20 protein-coding genes are annotated in these 19392 nt (G+C 64.7%); 5 read left to right on the plus strand and 15 right to left on the minus strand.

Translation table 11 applies throughout. From position 1 onward, the window contains the following. Positions 1–35 precede the first annotated feature (35 nt). The 7 genes from msrQ to HMPREF2716_RS29595 all read right to left on the minus strand — a co-directional run bounded on the left by msrQ (position 36) and on the right by HMPREF2716_RS29595 (position 6526). Positions 36–644, minus strand: coding sequence for a protein-methionine-sulfoxide reductase heme-binding subunit MsrQ (gene msrQ / locus HMPREF2716_RS06270; RefSeq protein ID WP_023518112.1), 609 nt, complete (start codon positions 642–644; stop codon positions 36–38). Then, complete coding sequence (msrP, locus tag HMPREF2716_RS06275; protein ID WP_003121058.1) at positions 644–1657, minus strand: protein-methionine-sulfoxide reductase catalytic subunit MsrP; 1014 nt, start codon at positions 1655–1657, stop codon at positions 644–646. Before msrP ends, msrQ begins: the two co-directional genes overlap by 1 nt. A 60-nt stretch (positions 1658–1717) precedes the next feature. Further along, complete coding sequence (gene pssA, locus HMPREF2716_RS06280) at positions 1718–2533, minus strand: CDP-diacylglycerol--serine O-phosphatidyltransferase (protein ID WP_070621837.1); 816 nt, start codon at positions 2531–2533, stop codon at positions 1718–1720. Positions 2534–2687: 154 nt separating this feature from the next. Continuing rightward, positions 2688–3704 carry a ketol-acid reductoisomerase gene (gene ilvC, locus HMPREF2716_RS06285; protein ID WP_003095066.1) on the minus strand — a complete coding sequence of 339 codons (1017 nt, stop codon included), beginning with the start codon at positions 3702–3704 and terminating at the stop codon, positions 2688–2690. A 42-nt stretch (positions 3705–3746) separates the two neighbouring features. Further along, complete coding sequence (gene ilvN, locus HMPREF2716_RS06290; protein WP_003095069.1) at positions 3747–4238, minus strand: acetolactate synthase small subunit; 492 nt, start codon at positions 4236–4238, stop codon at positions 3747–3749. Positions 4239–4240: 2 nt separating this feature from the next. Beyond that, positions 4241–5965 (minus strand): acetolactate synthase 3 large subunit, encoded by a 1725-nt coding sequence (locus HMPREF2716_RS06295; protein ID WP_003095071.1) that lies wholly within the window; start codon positions 5963–5965, stop codon positions 4241–4243. A 288-nt stretch (positions 5966–6253) separates the two neighbouring features. After that, positions 6254–6526, minus strand: coding sequence for a hypothetical protein (locus tag HMPREF2716_RS29595; protein ID WP_152934532.1), 273 nt, complete (start codon positions 6524–6526; stop codon positions 6254–6256). Between HMPREF2716_RS29595 and HMPREF2716_RS06300 the strand changes: the two genes are divergently transcribed. After that, entirely contained in the window at positions 6516–6968 is a 453-nt protein-coding gene (locus tag HMPREF2716_RS06300; RefSeq protein ID WP_003095076.1) for a DUF4124 domain-containing protein, read from the plus strand. The two genes, HMPREF2716_RS29595 and HMPREF2716_RS06300, sit on opposite strands and share 11 nt — an antisense overlap. 107 nt (positions 6969–7075) lie before the next feature. Here the strand turns inward: HMPREF2716_RS06300 and HMPREF2716_RS06305 are convergent, their stop codons facing one another. From HMPREF2716_RS06305 to mrcB, 3 genes are read right to left on the minus strand one after another with little or no spacing between them, the layout of a single operon-like run. Beyond that, a complete protein-coding gene (locus HMPREF2716_RS06305) occupies positions 7076–7405 on the minus strand; it encodes a YqcC family protein (protein ID WP_003111351.1) in 330 nt (109 codons plus the stop codon). Continuing rightward, positions 7405–8184 (minus strand): penicillin-binding protein activator LpoP, encoded by a 780-nt coding sequence (lpoP, locus tag HMPREF2716_RS06310; protein ID WP_003116066.1) that lies wholly within the window; start codon positions 8182–8184, stop codon positions 7405–7407. The genes HMPREF2716_RS06305 and lpoP overlap by 1 nt, the downstream gene beginning before the upstream one ends. A 16-nt stretch (positions 8185–8200) precedes the next feature. Continuing rightward, the gene (gene mrcB / locus HMPREF2716_RS06315) at positions 8201–10525 is read right to left on the minus strand and encodes a penicillin-binding protein 1B (RefSeq protein ID WP_003100154.1); all 2325 of its coding nucleotides are present in this window, start codon (positions 10523–10525) and stop codon (positions 8201–8203) included. A 212-nt stretch (positions 10526–10737) separates the two neighbouring features. Between mrcB and HMPREF2716_RS06320 the strand changes: the two genes are divergently transcribed. The 4 genes from HMPREF2716_RS06320 to cbpA all read left to right on the plus strand — a co-directional run bounded on the left by HMPREF2716_RS06320 (position 10738) and on the right by cbpA (position 14140). Next, positions 10738–12300, plus strand: a complete 1563-nt coding sequence (locus tag HMPREF2716_RS06320) for a bifunctional aminoglycoside phosphotransferase/ATP-binding protein (RefSeq protein ID WP_003095088.1) — start codon at positions 10738–10740, stop codon at positions 12298–12300. Between the two features lie 91 nt (positions 12301–12391). Next, positions 12392–12739 (plus strand): pentapeptide repeat-containing protein, encoded by a 348-nt coding sequence (locus HMPREF2716_RS06325; protein ID WP_003095090.1) that lies wholly within the window; start codon positions 12392–12394, stop codon positions 12737–12739. Between the two features lie 225 nt (positions 12740–12964). After that, positions 12965–13237: a TfoX/Sxy family protein gene (locus tag HMPREF2716_RS06330; RefSeq protein ID WP_003095094.1), complete on the plus strand. Its 273-nt coding sequence runs from the start codon at positions 12965–12967 to the stop codon at positions 13235–13237. Between the two features lie 105 nt (positions 13238–13342). Beyond that, the gene (gene cbpA / locus HMPREF2716_RS06335) at positions 13343–14140 is read left to right on the plus strand and encodes a cAMP-binding protein CbpA (RefSeq protein ID WP_003095096.1); all 798 of its coding nucleotides are present in this window, start codon (positions 13343–13345) and stop codon (positions 14138–14140) included. Positions 14141–14603: 463 nt separating this feature from the next. Here cbpA and HMPREF2716_RS06340 read toward each other — a convergent pair whose 3' ends face one another. Genes HMPREF2716_RS06340 through HMPREF2716_RS06360 form a run of 5 tightly spaced genes read right to left on the minus strand, consistent with a single transcriptional unit; the run spans position 14604 to position 19270 of the window. Next, entirely contained in the window at positions 14604–15491 is an 888-nt protein-coding gene (locus HMPREF2716_RS06340; RefSeq protein WP_023518114.1) for a ChaN family lipoprotein, read from the minus strand. Between the two features lie 10 nt (positions 15492–15501). Further along, positions 15502–16269 (minus strand): heme ABC transporter ATP-binding protein, encoded by a 768-nt coding sequence (locus HMPREF2716_RS06345; RefSeq protein ID WP_003095098.1) that lies wholly within the window; start codon positions 16267–16269, stop codon positions 15502–15504. After that, on the minus strand, positions 16269–17261 hold the full coding sequence (locus HMPREF2716_RS06350) for a FecCD family ABC transporter permease (RefSeq protein ID WP_079279930.1): 993 nt from the start codon (positions 17259–17261) through the stop codon (positions 16269–16271). The genes HMPREF2716_RS06345 and HMPREF2716_RS06350 overlap by 1 nt, the downstream gene beginning before the upstream one ends. A gap of 41 nt (positions 17262–17302) precedes the next feature. Continuing rightward, on the minus strand, positions 17303–18196 hold the full coding sequence (locus HMPREF2716_RS06355; protein WP_003095100.1) for a hemin ABC transporter substrate-binding protein: 894 nt from the start codon (positions 18194–18196) through the stop codon (positions 17303–17305). Between the two features lie 9 nt (positions 18197–18205). Next, a complete protein-coding gene (locus HMPREF2716_RS06360; protein WP_003095101.1) occupies positions 18206–19270 on the minus strand; it encodes a hemin-degrading factor in 1065 nt (354 codons plus the stop codon). Between the last annotated feature and the right edge of the window lie 122 nt (positions 19271–19392).

The following is a 19392-nucleotide window of genomic DNA, read 5'->3' on the forward strand; positions in this document are numbered from 1 at the left end:
TAGAAACTGGCGTCAACACTTATTTGAAACTTTTATTACGAAACACCGTGACGAGTTCGAAGCCTGGGCAGGCGGCGAGCGATCGAGGGTAGCCGCAGCAGCATGAGCGACGCACCAACCACAGCGTACAGGGTCCACTCCTCCAGGTCTGCCCGCACCACCCAGAGCATGTGCAGCAAGCCGAGCCCAAGGATCAGGTAGACCAGGCGATGCAGCTTCTTCCAGCGGCTACCGAGCTTGCGCATGGCGAAGCGGTTGGAAGTGATCGCCAACAGGAACAGGCAGACGAATCCAAGCATTCCCACGATGATGTAGGGACGCTTGCTCAATTCGATGCCCAACTGCCCCCAGTCCAACCCCAGGATGAACACGCAGTAAGCGCTCAGGTGCAGCAGCACATAGGTGAAGCACCACAACCCCAACGGGCGACGCACGGCGATCCAGCCCGGCCAGCCGCTCAGCTTCTGCAGTGGCGTCATCGCCAGGGTGAGTAGCAGCAATACCAAGGCGCCCAGCCCCAGTCGATCGACCAGGGTCTTGCCCGGGTCAGGTCCGAGGGCAAAGATCCAGGCTTGGTACAACCACCAGGCCGGCACCGCCAGCGCCCCCAGGAATACCGCAAGGCGCAGATACCAGTAGCGCATCAGTAGTACTTCCTCAGATCCATGCCGCTATAAAGGGAAGCGACCTCGCTCCCGTAGCCATTGAACATCTGCGTATCCCGTACATTGGGGCTGAACAAGCCACTGGGCAGGCGCCGCTCGCGGGCCTGGGACCACCGAGGGTGGTCGACCTGCGGATTGACGTTGGCATAGAACCCGTACTCGTTGGCGGCAATGCTTTCCCAGGTGGTCTTCGGCTGCTCGCGGACCAGACTGATACGCACGATGGACTTGATGCTCTTGAAGCCATACTTCCACGGCACCACCAGGCGCAACGGCGCGCCATTCTGGTTGGGCAACAGCCGCCCGTACATGCCCACCGCCAGAATTGCCAGGGGATGCATCGCCTCGTCCATGCGCAAGCCTTCCATATAAGGCCAGTCGATCACCGAGAAACCGGAGCGTTGGCCGACCATCTGTTCCGGACGCTGCAGGGTTTCGAAACGGACGAACTTCGCCTGCCCATTGGGTTCGACCCGCTTGAGCAGGTCCGCCAGGGGAAAGCCCAGCCAAGGGATCACCATCGACCAGGCTTCCACGCAGCGCAGCCGATAGATGCGCTCTTCCAGTTGGTAGGGTTTGACGAAATCCTCGAGGGCATAGGTACCCGGCTTGCCGACCTCGCCGTCGATCACCACCGACCAGGGCTCGGTCTTCAGGGCCGAGGCGTTTTCCGCCGGGTCGCCCTTGTTCGGCCCGAATTCGTAGAAATTGTTGTAGTGGGTGGCGTCCTTGAATGGCGTGATCGCCTCCCTCTGGACATCCACCGCCTGCCAGCGGGTCTGCGGTAGCTTTTCGGCGAACCAGCCCGGCGCCGGCACCGGCTCGACGCCGGCATAGCGCTGTTCGTCGGCAAAGCCCAGGCGCGGCAGGCCGCTGGCCAGCGCCAATCCGGCGAAGGAAGCACCGAGCAGACGCCGACGGGACAGGTAGAGGGTTTCGGACGTGACTTCCGACTCGGAACAGTCGGAACGGGAGGGAATCTTGATCAGCATGACGGGCTCCGCAATGACCAGCTTTGTGCCAGTAGACTACGGAGCCCGTTGGAAATTACATCAGCTCGGCTGCTTCCGGCGACGCAGTTGCAGCAGGTATTGCACAGGACCGGAGGCCGCGTAGGCAAGGAACAGCAACAGGAGGATGCGCGGCGGGTCGGTAAAGACCACGGCGAAGGCCAGCACCACGATAAGGATCGCCACGAACGGCACCCGGCCGCGCAGGTCGAGATCCTTGAAGCTGTGGTACTTGATGTTGCTGCCCATCAGCACACCGGCGGCGGCGACCAGCAGGGCGACGAGGAAGGCAACCTTGGCGCCCTGGATCTCGAAATCGCTGAACGCCCATACCGTGCCCGCCACCAGTGCCGCGGCGGCCGGACTGGCCAGGCCGATGAAATAGCGCTTGTCGGCCTTGCCGACCTGGGTGTTGAAACGAGCCAGACGCAGGGCGGCGCCCGCAACGTAGATGAAGGCGACCATCCAGCCGACCTTGCCGAGGCTGCCAAGCGCCCATTCGAAGGCGACCAGCGCCGGCGCCACACCGAAGGCGACCATGTCGGACAGCGAGTCATACTCGGCGCCGAAGGCGCTCTGGGTGTTGGTCAGGCGAGCCACACGGCCGTCCAGTCCATCGAGGACCATGGCCACGAAGATAGCGATGGCGGCGTTGGCGAACTGGCCGCTCATGCCATTGATGATGGCGTAGAAGCCGGAAAACAGGGCCGCCGTGGTGAACAGGTTGGGCAGCAGGTAGATACCGCGGTGACGAACCTTCCGCCCTTCGGCGTCGTGCCCTTCTTCTATATGTTCGTCGATGGGCAGCAGGCTTTCTTCGTCGGAGGCCTTGTTCGGCTCCTCGGGACGTTCACTCATGGACAATTCCTTGGGAACTGATGGGGTACGAATATGCCGACAGCTCTTCTGACTAGGAAGACAACTCCGCCGGCCCAGGCTTTATACCAGATCGCCAGGCAAGAACGAAAAAACGCGGCCGGGGCCGCGTTTCTTCGTCTGTCGCCGGAGCCGCTTAGTTCTTGCTCTTGTCGACGATCTTGTTGGCTGCGATCCACGGCATCATCGCGCGCAGCTTCTCGCCGATCTGCTCGATCGGGTGAGCGGCGTTGTTGCGGCGGTAGGCAGTCATCGACGGGTAGTTGGCCGCACCTTCGGTAATGAACATCTTCGCGTACTCGCCGTCCTGGATGCGCTTCAGGGCGTTGCGCATGGCAGCACGGGACTCGGCGTTGATCACCTCCGGACCGGTTACGTACTCACCGTATTCGGCATTGTTGGAGATGGAGTAGTTCATGTTGGCGATGCCGCCTTCGTACATCAGGTCGACGATCAGCTTCAGCTCGTGCAGGCACTCGAAGTAGGCCATTTCCGGCGCGTAACCGGCTTCGACCAGGGTTTCGAAACCGGCCTTGACCAGCTCGACGCAACCACCGCAGAGAACGGCCTGCTCACCGAACAGGTCGGTTTCGGTCTCGTCCTTGAAGGTGGTTTCGATGATACCGGTACGACCGCCGCCGACGCCGCAGGCGTAGGACAGGGCGACGTTCTTGGCGTTGCCGGAAGCGTCCTGGTAGATGGCGATCAGGTCAGGGATGCCACCGCCCTTGACGAACTCGGAACGCACGGTGTGACCCGGGGCCTTCGGCGCGATCATGATCACGTCGAGGTCGGCGCGCGGGACGACCTGGTTGTAGTGGATGGAGAAGCCGTGAGCGAAGGCCAGGGTGGCGCCCTTCTTCAGGTTCGGCTCGATCTCTTCCTTGTACAGGCGGCCCTGGAACTCGTCCGGGGTGAGGATCATGACCACGTCGGCTGCGGCGACGGCGGTCTTCACGTCGGCAACCTTCAGACCGTGCGCTTCGGCCTTGGCCACGGTGGCGGAGCCGCTACGCAGGCCCACGGTGACGTCGACGCCGGAGTCCTTCAGGTTGCAGGCATGGGCGTGGCCCTGGGAGCCGTAGCCGATGATGGCAACTTTCTTGCCCTGGATGATCGAGAGGTCACAGTCTTTATCGTAGAAAACGCGCATGGGAATTCCCCTTCAGTAAGGCCTCGCGGGCCTGCTTTCAGTTCAGATGCTCAGAGTCTTGTCGCCACGGGCGATGCCGGTGACGCCACTGCGGACCACTTCCAGGATCGACGCGGTGCCGATGGCCTGGATGAAGCTGTCCAGTTTGTCGCTGGTACCCGCCAGTTGCACGGTATAGACGCTACTGGTGACGTCGACGATCTGCCCACGGAAGATATCGGTGGTGCGCTTGACCTCGGCGCGCTGGGCGCCCGTGGCCTTGACCTTCACCAGCATCAGCTCGCGCTCGATATGGGCGCTTTCCGACAGATCCACCAGCTTGACCACTTCGATCAGCTTGTTGAGGTTTTTGGTGATCTGCTCGATCACCTCATCGTGCCCCACGGTGGTCAGCGTCAGACGCGACAGGGTCGGGTCCTCGGTCGGCGCCACGGTCAGGCTTTCGATGTTGTAGTTGCGTTGGGAGAACAGGCCGACCACGCGGGACAATGCGCCTGGCTCGTTTTCCAGCAGCAGGGAAATGATGTGTCGCATGATCAGGTACGCTCCGTCTTGCTCAGCCACATGTCGCGCATCGCGCCGTCACGGATCTGCATCGGATAGACGTGTTCGCTGGCGTCCACCTGGATGTCGAGGAAGACCAGGCGATTCTTCATGGCGAACGCCTCCTCCATCTTCGGCTTCAGATCCTTCAGGTCGGTGATGCGCATGCCGACATGCCCGTAGGCTTCGGCAAGCTTGACGAAGTCCGGCAGGGATTCCATGTAGGAATGCGAATAACGGCTGTTGTACTGCATGTCCTGCCACTGGCGGACCATGCCCAGGGCACCATTGTTCAGGTTGACGATCTTCACCGGCAGGTCGTACTGCAGGCAGGTAGACAGTTCCTGGATATTCATCTGGATACTGCCCTCGCCGGTCACGCAGGCGACATCGTCGTCCGGGAAGTTGAGCTTGATGCCCATCGCCGCCGGGAAGCCGAAGCCCATGGTGCCGAGACCGCCGGAGTTGATCCAGCGATTGGGCTTGTTGAACTTGTAGTACTGCGAGGCGAACATCTGGTGCTGGCCGACATCGGAGGTGATGAAGGCATCGCCATGGGTAACCTCGTAGAGCGTCTCGATGACGGTCTGCGGCTTGATGATGCTGCCGTCGCCCTTGTCGTACGGGAACAACCCACGGTTACCACGCCATTCGTCGATCTGCTTCCACCAGGCAGCCTGGGCATCCTGGTTCGGGGTCTCGCCGATTTCCCTGACGATCGCGACCATTTCGGTGAGAACGCTGTCCACCGGGCCGACGATCGGGATGTCGGCCTTGATGGTCTTGGAAATCGACGCCGGATCGATGTCGATGTGGATGATCTTGGCGTTCGGGCAGAACTTCGCCGCGCCGTTGATGACCCGGTCGTCGAAACGCGCGCCGACCGCGAGGATCACGTCGCTGTGATGCATCGCCAGGTTGGCGGTGAAGCTGCCGTGCATCCCGAGCATGCCGAGGAACTGGCGGTCCGCGCCGGGATACCCGCCGAGGCCCATCAGGGTGTTGGTCACCGGCAGGTTGAGCATCTGCGCCAGCTCGGTCAGCGGCGCCGCGGCATTGCCCATGATCACGCCGCCGCCGGAATAGACCACCGGGCGCTTGGCGGCCAGGAGCATCTCGGCGGCCTTGCGGATCTGCCCCGAGTGACCGCGAACGGCCGGGCTGTAAGAACGCAACTTGACCTTCTTCGGATAGGAATATTCGAACTTCTGCGTCGGGTCGCCCATGTCCTTCGGAATATCCACGACCACCGGCCCCGGACGACCGGACTGCGCCAGGTAGAAGGCCTTCTTGATCACCTCGGGAATTTCCGAGGGATGCTTGATGATGAAGCTGTGCTTCACGATCGGCCGGGAGATCCCGACCATGTCGGTTTCCTGGAACGCGTCGGTACCGACCATGTTGCTCGGCACCTGGCCCGACAGGATCACCATCGGGATGGAGTCCATGTACGCGGTGGCGATACCGGTGATGGCGTTGGTCGCGCCCGGGCCGGAAGTCACCAGCACGACACCGGGTTTGCCGGTGGCGCGGGCGTAGCCGTCGGCCATATGGGTAGCCGCCTGTTCGTGGCGCACCAGGATGTGGGTCACGTCGTGCTCCTTGAAGAGCGCGTCGTAGATATGCAGGAGGGCACCACCCGGGTACCCGTAGATGTACTTAACGCCTTCGTCGCGCAACGAGCGGACGACCATTTCAGCGCCAGATAAAAGCTCCACGTTTTCACCTCTAGAACGCTATACGGCCACCCAGGGGCGGGCGACCGAAATTCGGTTGGCTGCCCGGCAGAGCATGGGTGACGGTAGTCACCGGCTACGTCAACTGCCGATTGAGCAAACTTGGAAGGGCGCCTGGTGTTACGGAGCTCTTCCACCCAGCGCGAGGTAACGCGAAGCAGGGTGTAACTTTCGGCGCGGGTAGGCACCTCATGGTCTGCCGGAGAGGGGACTGGGTTGCAGACGGCCCGCTACAGCGAGCTTGGATTCTTCGCATTCGTCGAACGCAAGTCAAGCTTTATTCTGAAAATTATCAAAAAAAATTCCAAGGAAGCTGCCATACCCTTCCATAAAAAAGCTGATCAATGACCAAAAACAGATTTTATGGCTAGAAAATTCCGATTTAGAGCAAACTTTTCCAAAATGCCCATGATTCCCGCGAGGACTTGCCACGGCGAGGCCGTCTCCGGCGGCGGTTGTGATGCCGTGCAGCATGCCGCGCTGGCGGATTTGGTTATAGTTAGCCGCAGTTAGCGCATTCCAAGGACTCCGCATGCGACGCATGATCCTCCCGGCCAGCTTGTTGCTCGCCCTCTCCTCTTTCGCCATGGCCGCCCCGATCTACAAATGGGTCGACGCCGAGGGCGTCACCCACTTCGGCGCACAACCGCCGCAAGGTGCGCAAGCGACCACGGTGAATACCCAGACCGCCCCGCCGCCGGACAACTTCCCCCTGCCCCCCTCGACCCCGGCACCGACCATCCAGCAGAAACCGGCCGATCCCGAGCAGAAGGCGATCGACGACAAGGTGAAGCAGCAAGTGGCGAAGGAAGAGGCCGAGCGCAAGCAGTTCTGCGAAGAGACCCGCAACAACCTCGCGCAACTGAAGAACAACCCGCGCGTAAGGGTCGACGAAGGCAAGGGCGAACTCCGTCGCCTCGGCGAGGAAGAACGCCAGGAGCGAATCGCCAAGGCCGAAAAGGCGATCCAGGAGAATTGCCGCTGAGGCGAACACAGCCCCGTCCCGCAGCATGGGGCTGACCCGGCTCTCCGCCTTGCTTGAAGCAAAGAAAAACCCGGCCTGTAGCCGGGTTTTTCTTTACTGCCGAAGCTTCATGACGGCCCGCCGATCAGCCGGTCGAACTCGCCAAGCGCCGCCAGCAGGCCGGCGACTTCCTCGCCACGCTGCGCATAGGCCACCTCGGCCATGGCCAGGATACCCGAGGCTTGCGGCAAGGCGCTGTCGCTTTCGAGAATCAGCTTCATCCGTGGCAGGAAGATCCATTGCAGCCATTGCTCGAGCGCCAGCGTATCCACGCAGAACGGCTCGGGGCTGGCCAGCGCTTCCGGGGCGGGGCTGCTTTCGCTCCACCAGCCGAGGGCACGCAACTCACGCTCGATCAGCAACAACTGGTCGGCCAGCGCATAGACCCGTCGATCCATCAGGAGCTGACCTTGGCCTTCTGCCGGGCCAGCGCAGCGCCGGCGGAGTCTCCCTGCTTCTCCCGAGCCTGGGCGATCAGTTCCCAGAGCCCGGCCTGCAAGGCCGGCCGGCCATTGGCGTAGCTCAAGCCACGGCGCGCGACCTGCTCGGCCTGGGCCGCATCGCCCTGGGCCAGGCGCACCTGGGCCAGGCGATAGAGCACCTGCGGCTCGCGCGGAGCGATGCGCTGGGCTCGCTCGAGGCTGGCGGCGGCGCTGTTCAGGTCGCCGCTGCCCTGCTGTTGCTGGGCGGTTGTGAGCATCGCCAGGACCGGCCCGTCCAACTGCTCGTCGGCCGCCAGGCTGCCGGCCGAGCCGGAGGCCGGAATGCCGGTGGGCGCGGAACGACTGGCGCCGCTGGGCGGCATGTTGTAGCTGCCACCCAGCGGTGGCGTGGAGGCGCTGCTGGGCGGAGCCTGGTACTGGGTGCCGGTGCCGAGCGGAGCGCTGCTGATCGGCGCGGCGCCGGACTGCGCCGGGAAAGTCTGGATCGGTGCGGAATTGGCGCCCTGCGGCACCATCACCACCACACCGGAGTCGCCGCCCTGGGGAATGCCCTGGGTGGCGGCGCCTTGCTGGGTACGCGGTACCTGGGTACGGGTGATGCGGAAACCGCCGCTTTCCTGGTTGGACACCGGAGTACCGGAATCCACCACCGGGATCGCCCCGTGCTGCGGGCTGGCGCAGCCCGCGAGCAGGGCACTGCCGGCAAGCGCGGCGAATACGAAAATCTTCTTCACGTCAGGTCCTCTCGGATCAATTCAGCCAGCCACGTACCCAGTCCATCACCTCGCCGGCGGGGTTCTGGCTCCCGCAGCCTGGGCCCTGGGCGGGCTCGCTGCCACGAATATAGGGCATCTGTACGGCATTCGGGCAATCCGCCGCCGAGCCCTGCCCGGTCTGCGCGTCGACCCAGGCCATCACCACGTTCTCCGGCATCGGCATTTCCAGCGATTGCGGATGCGCCTTGCGCATGAAGCTGGCCCACACCTGCAAGGCACCGGTGGCGCCGGTAAGCGGCGTCTTGCCGTTGTCGTCGCGACCGAGCCAGACCACAGCCTGGAGGTCGCCGCCGAAACCGGAGAACCAGCTATCGCGCGAGTCGTTGCTGGTGCCGGTCTTGCCGGCGAGGGTCAGCGACGACGGCAATTGACTGTACACCGAACGCCCGGTGCCTTCGCGCATGACCCGTTGCATGGCGTTCTGCACCAGGTAGACGGCGCCCGAGTCGAAGCGCTGTTCGACCTGGAACGGATAGCGCTTGAGCGGCTGGCCGTCGGCAGTGAGGACGCTGCGGATCCCCCGCAACGGCGTGTTGAAGCCGCCGCTGGCGATGGTCTGGTACATGGTGGCGACCTCCATCGGACTGAGCGAACCGGCGCCCAGCAGCATCGAAGGATAGGCCGGCCAGTCACGGTTGATACCCAGCCGGGCGACGGTCTGCAGCACGTTGGGCACACCGACGTCGAGGCCGAGCTTGGCGGTGGACAGGTTGTAGGAGTTTGCCAGGCCCTGGTACAGGAAGATCGTGCCATGCGAGCGCCGGTCGTAGTTCTGCGGTCGCCAGACCTGGCCGTCCTGGCCTTTCACCGCGAAGGGCTCGTCCTGTACCCAGGTGGTCAGGGTGTACTTGCTCGGCCGCTCGAGAGCGGTCAGGTAGACCGCCGGCTTGATCAGCGAACCGATCGGCCGCACCGCGTCCAGGGCCCGGTTGAAGCCGGCGAAGCGCGGGTCGCGACTGCCGATCAGGGCCTGGATCTCACCGGTTTCCGGATTGGTCACGACCATCGCCGCCTCGACCTGGTCGACCCCCTTGCGCCCACTGAGACGCTTGAGCGTTTCGTTGACGGAGGTCTCGGCCTTCTCCTGCAGGATCGGATCGAAGCTGGTGAAGATGCGCAGCCCTTCCTCAGTCAGGTCCTCGTCGCGGTAGTCCTGGCGCAACTGGCGCTTGACCAGGTCGAGGAAGGCCGGATAGGAGCTGTCGGCCATGCTGCCCTGCCGGGTCACGCCGAGCGGGCGCAGCTTGGCGGCGTCGACTTCCTGCTGGGTCGCCACGCCCTGCTCGGCGAGCACGTCGAGCACCAGGTTGCGCCGCGCCAGCGCACGATCCGGGTAACGCCGCGGGTTGAAGTAGGACGGCCCCTTGACCATGCCGACCAGCAGCGCCACCTGGTCGAGCTTGAGCTCGGCCAACGGCTGACTGAAGAAATACTGGCTGGCCAGGCCGAAGCCATGGATCGCTCGTTGCCCATCCTGGCCGAGGAACACCTCGTTGAGATAGGACTCGAGGATGTCGCGCTTGTCGTAGTGCAGTTCCAGCAGCACCGCCATCATCGCTTCGTTGATCTTGCGGCTCAGGCTGCGCTCATTGCTCAGGAAGAAGTTCTTCACCAACTGCTGGGTCAGGGTGCTGCCGCCCTGGCGCAACTGGCCGGCCGTGGTGTTGACCCACACCGCCCGCGCCACGGATTTCAGCGACACACCATGGTGGTTCCAGAAGTCGCGATCCTCGACCGCGACCAGGGTGTCGATCAGGTAGGTCGGCACCTGGTCGAGCTTGACCAGGATGCGATCCTCATGGTGCGCCGGATACAAGCCGCCGATCAGCAGCGGCTCAAGGCGCGCCACCGCCAGTTCCTTGCCGTTGGCCTGGCTCAGCCCGCTGACGTAGTTGCCGTTGAAGCGCACGCGCACGCGCTGGGCCGGTTCCGCGCCTTCGTAGAACTGGAAGCCACGGGTATTGAGTTCGACCGCGCTGGCCGCCACCGATACGGTTCCAGGGCCGCTCACGCTGGGCTCGCGACGGTAGCCGAGGGCGTCGAGTTCGCGCAGGAAGTCTTCCCTGCTCAGCTTCAGGCCGTTGAACAGCTCCAGCGGGCGGGCATAGACCTTCGCCGGGATGGTCCAGCGCCGGCCGGAGAATTTCTCCTGCACCACGGCATCGAGATAGATGGCGAAGCCGGCGAGGAGCACCAGGCCGACGAGGCCGAGCTTGAGAGCCCAGCTGAGCCATTTGTTCAGGCCGGGTGCCGGGCGTGCTTTGCTGTTACGGGAACGGGGGGATCGGGGACGCGTCATGGCGGCGCATTATACGTACTTTATCCACAGCGGACAGACACCGCATCGGCGGCATCCACGGTCTGCGCGGCCCCGGTGGATAGACGCGGCGGCAGCGCGGCGCATTCGACCGGCGATCCGGCAAATGGTTGCTATCCGCCAGCGAGGTTTGCACTGTCACCCCTTCCCGCCATAATGCGGGTTTTCGCATATTTCAGAGGCAAGGATATCCCGTGAGCCAGACCCTGATCGCCGCCCTGCAGAACCCGGCCCTCTACCCCCACCCGGTGGAGCGCTTCGAGGTCATCGAGACGCACATCTCCTGGGTCCTGTTGACCGGTCCCTACGCCTACAAGATCAAGAAGCCGATGGATTTCGGCTTTCTCGATTTCACCAGCCTGGACAAGCGCCGCTTCTATTGCAACGAAGAGCTGCGCCTGAACCAGCGCCTCACCGACGATCTCTACCTGGAGGTCCTGCCGATCACCGGCAGCGAAGAGGCGCCGCGGATCGGCGGCGACGGCGAGGCAATCGAATACCTGCTGAAGATGCGCCAGTTCCCGCAGGACAACCTGCTGGCGGCAATCCAGGGCCGCGGCGAACTGTCCAACCAGCATATTGACGAACTGGCCGAGCAGATCGCGCACTTCCACCAGAACACTCCGAAGGTGCCGCTGGAGCACCCGCTGGGCACCGCCGAGTCCTGCATGGCGCCGGTGCGGCAGAATTTCGAGCAGGTTCGCCCGCTGCTCAAGGACAAGGCCGACCTGCAACAGCTGGATGCCCTCGAAGCCTGGGCGGAAAGCAGCTTCGAACGCCTGCTGCCGGTGCTCCAGGAGCGCAAGGCGAAGGGCTTCATCCGCGAATGCCACGGCGACATCCACCTGGGCAACGCCGCGCTGATCGACGGCAGGGTAGTGCTGTTCGACTGCATCGAATTCAACGAACCGTTCCGCTTCACCGATGTCTGCGCCGACTTCGCCTTCCTCGCGATGGACCTGGAAGATCGCGGCCTGAAGTGCCACGCTCGACGCTTCGTCAGCCTCTATCTGGAACACACCGGCGACTACCAGGCCCTGGAACTGCTGAACTTCTACAAGGCCTACCGCGCCATGGTCCGCGCCAAGGTCGCGCTGTTCAGCCTCGGCTACCAGACCGATGCCGTGCAGCGCGCCGCGACCCTGCGCCAGTACCGCAACTACGCCAACCTGGCGGAAAGCTACAGCGCCATTCCCTCGCGCTTCCTGGCGGTCACCCATGGTGTCTCCGCGGTCGGCAAGAGCCAGGTGGCCATGCGTCTGGTGGAGGCTCTGGGCGCCGTGCGCCTGCGCTCGGATATCGAACGCAAGCGTCTGTTCGGCGAGCAGCCGGAACACGACAGGGGCCAGTTCGCCGCCGGCATCTATAGCAGCCAGGCCAGCGAAGCGACCTATGCGCACCTTCACCAGTTGGCCGCGAAGATCCTCCAGGCCGGCTATCCGGTGGTGATCGATGCCGCCTACCTGAAGCAGAATCAGCGCCAGGCCGCTTGCCACATCGCGGAAGAAACCGGCGTGCCGTTCCTGATCCTCGACTGCCAGGCGCCCGAAGCGGTGATCGCCGGCTGGCTTGCGCAACGCCAGGCGGAAGGCAAGGATCCGTCCGACGCGACTCTCGACGTGATCCGCACCCAGCAGGCTACCCGCGAGCCGCTGACAGCGGCGGAGACGGTCCAGAGCAAGCGCGTCGACACCCACGACGCGGCCAGCCTCGACGGGCTGGTCGACGGCATTCGCCAGCGCCTGCCCGGTCTCTGAACGAACTGCCATGGCGCCCGCCCCTCCAGGGCGGGCGCCGTGCCGCTGCTCTTCTATACTCACGGCGAGCCTTCTGCGCAGGACGCCGCCCATGAACTCGCCCCGTCAGCTCGACTCGCCGCTCTACCAACTGCTCCACGCCGAAGACATCGAAGGCTTCAACCGACAGAAGCCGGCCGACGGCTGGATCGACCTGGCCGGCGGCGACTTCCGCGGCCTTGACCTGCGTCTGCTGGATGCCGCCCGCGTCGACTTCAGCGATGCCTATTTCCGCGGCGCCGACCTGCGCGGCGTGGATCTGCGCGAGGCGCGCCTGGAGGGCGCCAGCCTGGCCCATGCGCAGATATCCGGTACGTATTTCCCGTTGCGCCTGGCGCCGGACGAGATCCGCATGTCGGTGAACTTCGGCACCCGCCTGCGCTACCTGCCGGAGCCCTGAGAAGCGGAAGGACCACGCCAGGCCACGTTTTGCCGGGAGGCCGCTACACTTCTGGCAGGTACCCGGCCGGCTGAGGATCGGTCCCGGACCGCCTACGCCGGATCGTAAGGACGAAGGCCGCTCGCGTCGGCCATCTCGCTCCATCGCGCCGGCCCTGTCGGCTCCGGACCGGTTCCAGGCAGTTCCGCGCCATCACGCTTCTGAGCGGCATCGCAAGGACCGACGATGAACGACGAACTGCTGAACCTGAAAAACCTCGGGAAAACCTCGACCCAATGGTTGCATGCCGTGGGTATCCACAGCGCCACCGATCTGCGTCGGCTCGGCTCGGTGGGAGCCTATCGCGCGGTCCGCGCGCGCGGCTTCCGAGCCTCGAAAGTCCTGCTCTATGCCATCGAAGGCGCACTCCTCGACGTTCACTGGAACGAGCTGTCCCCAGACCACAAGGCCGCACTGCTCGGCGAGCTGGAGACTTTCCCCGTGCGAAACAAGAGCTAGCTCACACCTGCCACGGGAAGATATTTACTCCCCCCCGGGCGCCCACCTATCGTCTCGTGGACGTTCGTACCTCCTCTCCCGACCAGGCAGCTCAAGGAAATGGCCATGTATCTACTCGGCGAGCAACCGGCGTATGCCGACCAATTGATCAATCGCCTGCAGGGAATCCCTCACCGCTTGCTCGAAGGCCTGGCACCCAGCGGCCCCGCCCTGGAACTGGAACGTAGCGACGACTTGGAACGCGAGCTGCCCGCCGACCAGGTATTCCTGGTGGAAAGCGGCCTGCTGCATGCGCTGGTCGACGAACGCCCACTGTTCTACCTCCAGGAAGGCGACCTCCTCGGACTTCGACGCGGACTCGAGCTCCCCGCCTGCCGGCATGCCAACGAAGAGCCGATCCGCCTGCTGCCCTATTCGCGCGATGCGCTGCTCCAGCACATCCATGCTGACCAGGAACGTCAGGAACTGCTATTGCAGTACCTGATCGGACAGACTGCCCTGCTCGGCGATGCGCTGGCGCACCTGAAGCAGCCGGAAGTCCGCCCGGCCACCGGCTTCCGCCACTTCGCCGCGGGCGAGGCGCTGATCCGCCAGGGCGACGATGCGGATCATGTATTCATCATCATCGAAGGGCACGCCGAAGCGCTGGTGGACGGCCAGAAAGTCGGCGATGTGCAGAAGGACGAGATCTTCGGCGCCATGGCCGTGTTCACTCGCGAGAAACGCAGCGCCACGGTGGTCGCCAGCGAACCCTGCACGGTGATGGTGATTCCCAAGGAGCAGTTCCTCGGCCTTATGCAGAACAACCCGCGAATCGCCCATAGCCTGATCGAAGGCATGGCCCGGCGGATAGACCTGCTTAACCGGGAAGTGACCCAACTGCGCCTGCGCCGCAGCGCCTGAGGCCCATTCCAGAGGGCTCGCGACTAGCTAGCAGAAAAGTTTGGCGAAAGCGTTTGACATGGAAATGAGAATCATTATTATGTCACTCAACTGGTCGCGAGATCAGCCGGTAAGCTGAGAGACCCACGCAGTCGGACTCTTCAGATTATCTCCTCATCAGGCTAATCACGGTTTTTGACCCGGCACTTTGCCGGGTCTTTTTTTGCCTGCGATTCGGCCGGAGACGACCGTTCATCGGCTGACGATGGAATGAATGAGAACCGGCTTGACCTGATAATGAGAATAGTTATTATTACACCAACTGGTCGCGAGGCCAGCAGGTAAGCTGAGAGACCAAGCAGTCGGACTCTTCAGATTATCTCCTCATCAGGCTAATCACGGTTTCGACCCGGCACTTTGCCGGGTCTTTTTTTGCCCGCGAAAACGTAGCGCGATACGCGGCTCCAGGCCTCGCGCCCTTCCTTCAACGTGCCTTCTTCATCTCCGCGCAATAGTCCTTGTCCGGCTGTGCCGGCGTGTACCAGGCGTAGTCGGCCTCACGCGTCGTTACCGCCTGCCCGGCCTCGACCAGCATCAGTACCTGCGTGCCCTTCTCCGCACCAAGGTCGCGCAGGTGGACCGGTACGCCGAGGTCGCGCCGGGCGTGGAAGCTGCCGGCGACGAGCATCGCCGGCAGTGGCGCATCGCGAAAACGCTCGGCCATACGGCGGTCACGTTGCTGCTGGACGGCGAGCATCGCCGGCAATTGATCGTCGGGAAGCATGCCGCAGTGGGATTCGCGAATCTGCGCAAGCAGCGGCAGGCGCACGCTGTCACGCCTGGAGGCCGTTCCGGGAAGCGGCGGTCGCTCCCTGTAGATGCGCATGATCTCGCTCCGCTGGAGGTTCGCCGCCAGCAACGGCGCGGGTTGCGCAACCGCCCAGGACACCAGGGGTCCGTACTGCGTCCAGTCCCAACCTTTCTGCCAGTCCAGGGCCTCCTCCAGGTTCGCCACCGGCTTGCCGTTCCCGAGTTGTGCGCGGACCGCATCCACCCGTGGTTGCTGGCCGGGATCGAGCATTTCCAGCAGCAGGCTGCCCTGCGCCCGGTATTCGCCCAGGGCCTGCGCCAGCCACAGCTCCACGGCATGATGATCGGGATTGTCGTGCTTCTCGCCGACGATCACTCGCGGCGCGGCCGCCAGGCGTGCGACCAGTTGCTGCGGGCTCAGCGTCACGCCGCTGCGCAATTCGACGATTCGTCCCGTCTGCGGATCGTCGCGCCCTTCCGGGCTCTGCCAATCAGGCAGCGGCGGCAGTTGGGACTGGCAGCCGCCCAGCAGCAGACAGAAAGCGAACAGGCGAATGCGCATGGCGACTCCTTCAACGGGCGACGATCAGCGGATGACCTCGCTCGGGATGACGCTGGACCAGGACCTCGAGGCCGAACACCGCGCGCAACGGCTCGGGGCGCAGGACTTCCTCGGGCGTACCGAGCAGGTGCGGGCGACCATTCTGCAACAGCAGCAGGCGGTCGCAATAGCGCGCGGCCAGGTTGAGATCGTGGAGGATCACCAGCACCGAGGCACCACGGCGGGCGAAATCATGCACCGCCTGCAGGGTAGTGTGCTGGTGCAGCGGGTCGAGCGCCGAGGTCGGTTCGTCGAGCAGCAGCACCTGCCCCGGCTCGCCCGGCCACAGCTGCGCCAGCACCCGCGCCAGGTGCACGCGCTGGCGTTCGCCGCCGGACAGCGCCAGGTAGCTGCGCCCGGCCAGATGGCTGGCGTCGGCCGCCGCCAAGGCCTCGGCGACGATCTGCACATCGCGCTCGCGGCCGCTGGAATGGGGCAGCCGACCGAAGCCGACCACCGCCTCCACCGGAAAGGCGAAGCCCAGCGACGAACTCTGCGGCAGCACCGCCAGGCGCTGCGCGCGAGCGACGCCCGGCCAGTCGTCGAGGCCGCGCTCGTCGAGCAGCACCAGCCCTTCGGCCGGCTCCAGTTCGCCACAGAGAGCGCCAAGCAAGGTGCTCTTGCCAGCGCCGTTGGGGCCGAGTACGCCGAGCATCTCGCCAGGCCGCAGCTCCAGTTCGAGGCCTTCCAGTACAGTCTTTCCGCCACGGCGGATGGACAGGTTCTCCACGCGCAGCATCAGGCCCGCCCCCGCAATAGCAGATAAAGGAAGAACGGCGCGCCGATCAGTGCCGTGACGATGCCGATCGGCAACTCCGCCGGAGCCAGCGCCAGGCGCGCCAGCAGGTCGGCAAGCAGCAGGAGAATGGCGCCGGCCATCATCGAGGCCGGCAGCAACGTCCGATGATCCGGACCGGCAACCAGACGGATCAGGTGCGGCACCACCAGGCCGATGAAGCCGATCATCCCCGCCGCCGCCACTGCGGCGCCGACGCCGAGGGCAGTGCAAAGCACCAGTTCGGCCTTCAATCGCTCGACGTCGAAGCCCAGGTGACGGGCCTCGGACTCGCCGAGCAGCAGTGCGTTCAGCGCATCTGCCCGGCGCGGTAGCCAGCAGGCCACCAGCAGCGCCACCAGCAGCAGCGGCCAGAGTCGTGGGTAGCTGGCGCCGTTCAGGCTGCCCAGGTTCCAGAAGGTCAGGGTACGCAAGGTGGCGTCATCGGCGAGATAGGTAAACAGTCCGATCACCGCGCCGGACAGCGCGGTCAAGGCGATCCCTGCCAGCAACATGGTGGCCACGCTGGTCTGGCCATCGCGGCGGCCAAGTCGATAGACCAGCCAGGTCACCCCCAGGCCGCCGCCGAAGGCGCACAGCGACAGCAGGTAGGGCGCGAGGAACGCCGGCAAGCCACCCAGCGAGGCGCCGAATACGATGGCCAGCGCCGCGCCGAGGGCCGCGCCGCTGGACACCCCGACCAGCCCTGGATCGGCCAGCGGGTTGCGGAACAGGCCCTGCATCGCCACCCCGGACAGCGCCAGCACCGCGCCCACGGCCAGGCCGAGCAGGGTCCGCGGCAGGCGGATCTGGCCGAGGATCATTTCCGCCTGGGCCAGGCCCGTTCCATCGAGCGGCAGCCCGGCCAGGCGCAGCGCGGCGCGCAGGGTATCGCCCAGCGGCAGGCTGACGGGACCGAGGGCGAGGGACAACCAGAGGACCAATACGAGCGAAATCCCCAGCGCACCGAACAGTGCGCGGGGACGAACAACCGATTTCAATGGGCGGCTTCCGTACTCAGCGGTTTCGCGGAAGGATAAAAGGCTGCGGAGAGAGCCGCCAGGCCATCCGGCAGGCGCGGACCGAGGCCGCCCACCAGGAGCGTCGGGTCCAGCACCAGCAGACGTCCGTCACGCGCCGCGCGGGTCGCGGCGAGCCCGGGGTTCTGCTTGAGCAGCGCGGCACGCGCCGCATCACCTTCGAGGCTGCGGTCGGCGATCACCACCGCGACCGGATCGAGCGCTGCCAGGGCTTCCACCGAGATCGGCTTGTAACCCTCATGGGTAGCCAGGTTGCGTGCTCCGGCTCGGTTCAGGACCCAATCGCCGCCGGTATTGCGCCCGGCTACCAGCAACTGACCGCCGGCGTTGCCGATCACCAGCAGGACGCCCGGGGCCGGCTGACTCTTCTGCGCGGCCGCGATCCAGTCCGCCTGGCGCCGCAGCCGCTGACGATAGTCAAGTTCGGCGGCCTCGGCGCGCTGGGGCACGCCGAGCCAGTCGCCGAGCTTCTTCAGATTGCTTTCCAGTGCCTCCAGATCCGGCTTGGCGGAGAGGGTCTCGACCCGCACGCCGGCGCCTTCGAGCTGCTTGAGTACCGGCGGAGGCCCCATTTCCTCGGTGCCGATGAGGATATCCGGGCGTAACGCCAGCACGCCCTCGGCAGCCAGTTGGCGCTGGTAGCCGACGCTCGGCAACTGTTTCAGCGCCTGCGGATGCTGGCTGGTGGTGTCCACCCCGACCAGCTTGCTCTCGCCGCCCAGCGCCACCACCCATTCGCTCAGCGAGCCGCCCGCGCTCACCCAGCGTTGCGGCAGCTCGGCGGCCTGGGCCATGCCGGTGCCGAGCAGGATGCCCAGCGCCAACCCGTTGAATAGTCGATCGATACGCATGATCTCTCCTCAGAGCGCCTTGAAGGATTCGGCCAGTTCGCGCCAGTCGTCGCGCTCGGGCTCGCCGGGCTTGCGTGCGCCGAACAGTTGCACGATCAGTTCGCCGTCGGCGTCGAAGGCCTCCCAGCTGGTTACGATGCCATCGGTGCTCGGCTTGCGCACCCGCCAAAGCTCGGCGATGCCGGTGGTCTTCAGGTGCAGGTTGAATTCCGGATCGAGCACGTTGAACCAGTCGTCCAGCCACTTCAGGTTGCACACAGGCCCGGTATGGATCTGGATGCAGTGGGCGTTGCCGACGAACACCATGATCGGCAATCCGCTTTCAGCCGCCGCTTCGAAGAGTTTCGCCAGGTCGCCCTTGTCTAGGCGCTCGGCCCATTCGCCGCCAGCCAGGCGCAGCGCCTGGGTGCGCTGCGCGCCATGCTTCTTCAGCAGGGCGTGGAAATGATGGGTGTCCTTCAACGCGGCCCAGCCTTCGCGCAAGGCGGCGGCATCGATCTGCGCATCGACGAGCGCCGCAGCCGGTGCGCGGGGTTCGTGCAGCGCCAGCACGGCATCCTGCTCGGCAGCCCGCAGGCGCTCGACCAGCGGTTCCCAGGCGCGGACGTCGCTGGCCTCGGTAAGGAACACCTTGTGCACCGCCACGCCCTGCTGGTCGAACACCTGGATGCTGCGCTGGGTACCCCGCGCTGTCTCCTCGGCAATGGCGAAGACGGCGTTCCACCCCCCCAGGAACAGGCGCAGGTCGATATCCGGCGAGACCACCAGGCCCATCTGCCCATTGGCAGAGACCGTCACTTCGCGATACGGCCCCTTGCGTTCGTGGACGCAATGCTCGTTGCGGGTCAGCGCCATGATCGGCCCCAGTTCGCCGAGCGCCGGCAGCAAGGCGGCCCAGTCCGGCCGCAGGCGCACGGCATCGATGCCGACCCGGCTGGCGACCAGCTCGCCTTCGCTGACCTGCAACAGCGCGGCGGCGTCGCGCGCGCGTAGCTGCGGTCGCTCGGCGCGCAGGTCCTGCCAGGCGCGGTAAAGCTCGGCAGGGGAATGGGAAAGGCTGGGAGTGCTGCTCATCGACGGTTCCTCGGGCATATCCGGTTCGGTCGCGCTACGCGCAAAAACAGGTGAACTTTGCCACAAAACGCATATCTGAATCCATTTGATAATTATTTGCATTAGCGTTTTTCTGGCAGTAC

The sequence above is a fragment of the Pseudomonas sp. HMSC076A11 genome, assembly GCF_001810205.1.
In the GTDB taxonomy this organism is placed as follows: Bacteria; Pseudomonadota; Gammaproteobacteria; order Pseudomonadales; family Pseudomonadaceae; genus Pseudomonas; species Pseudomonas aeruginosa.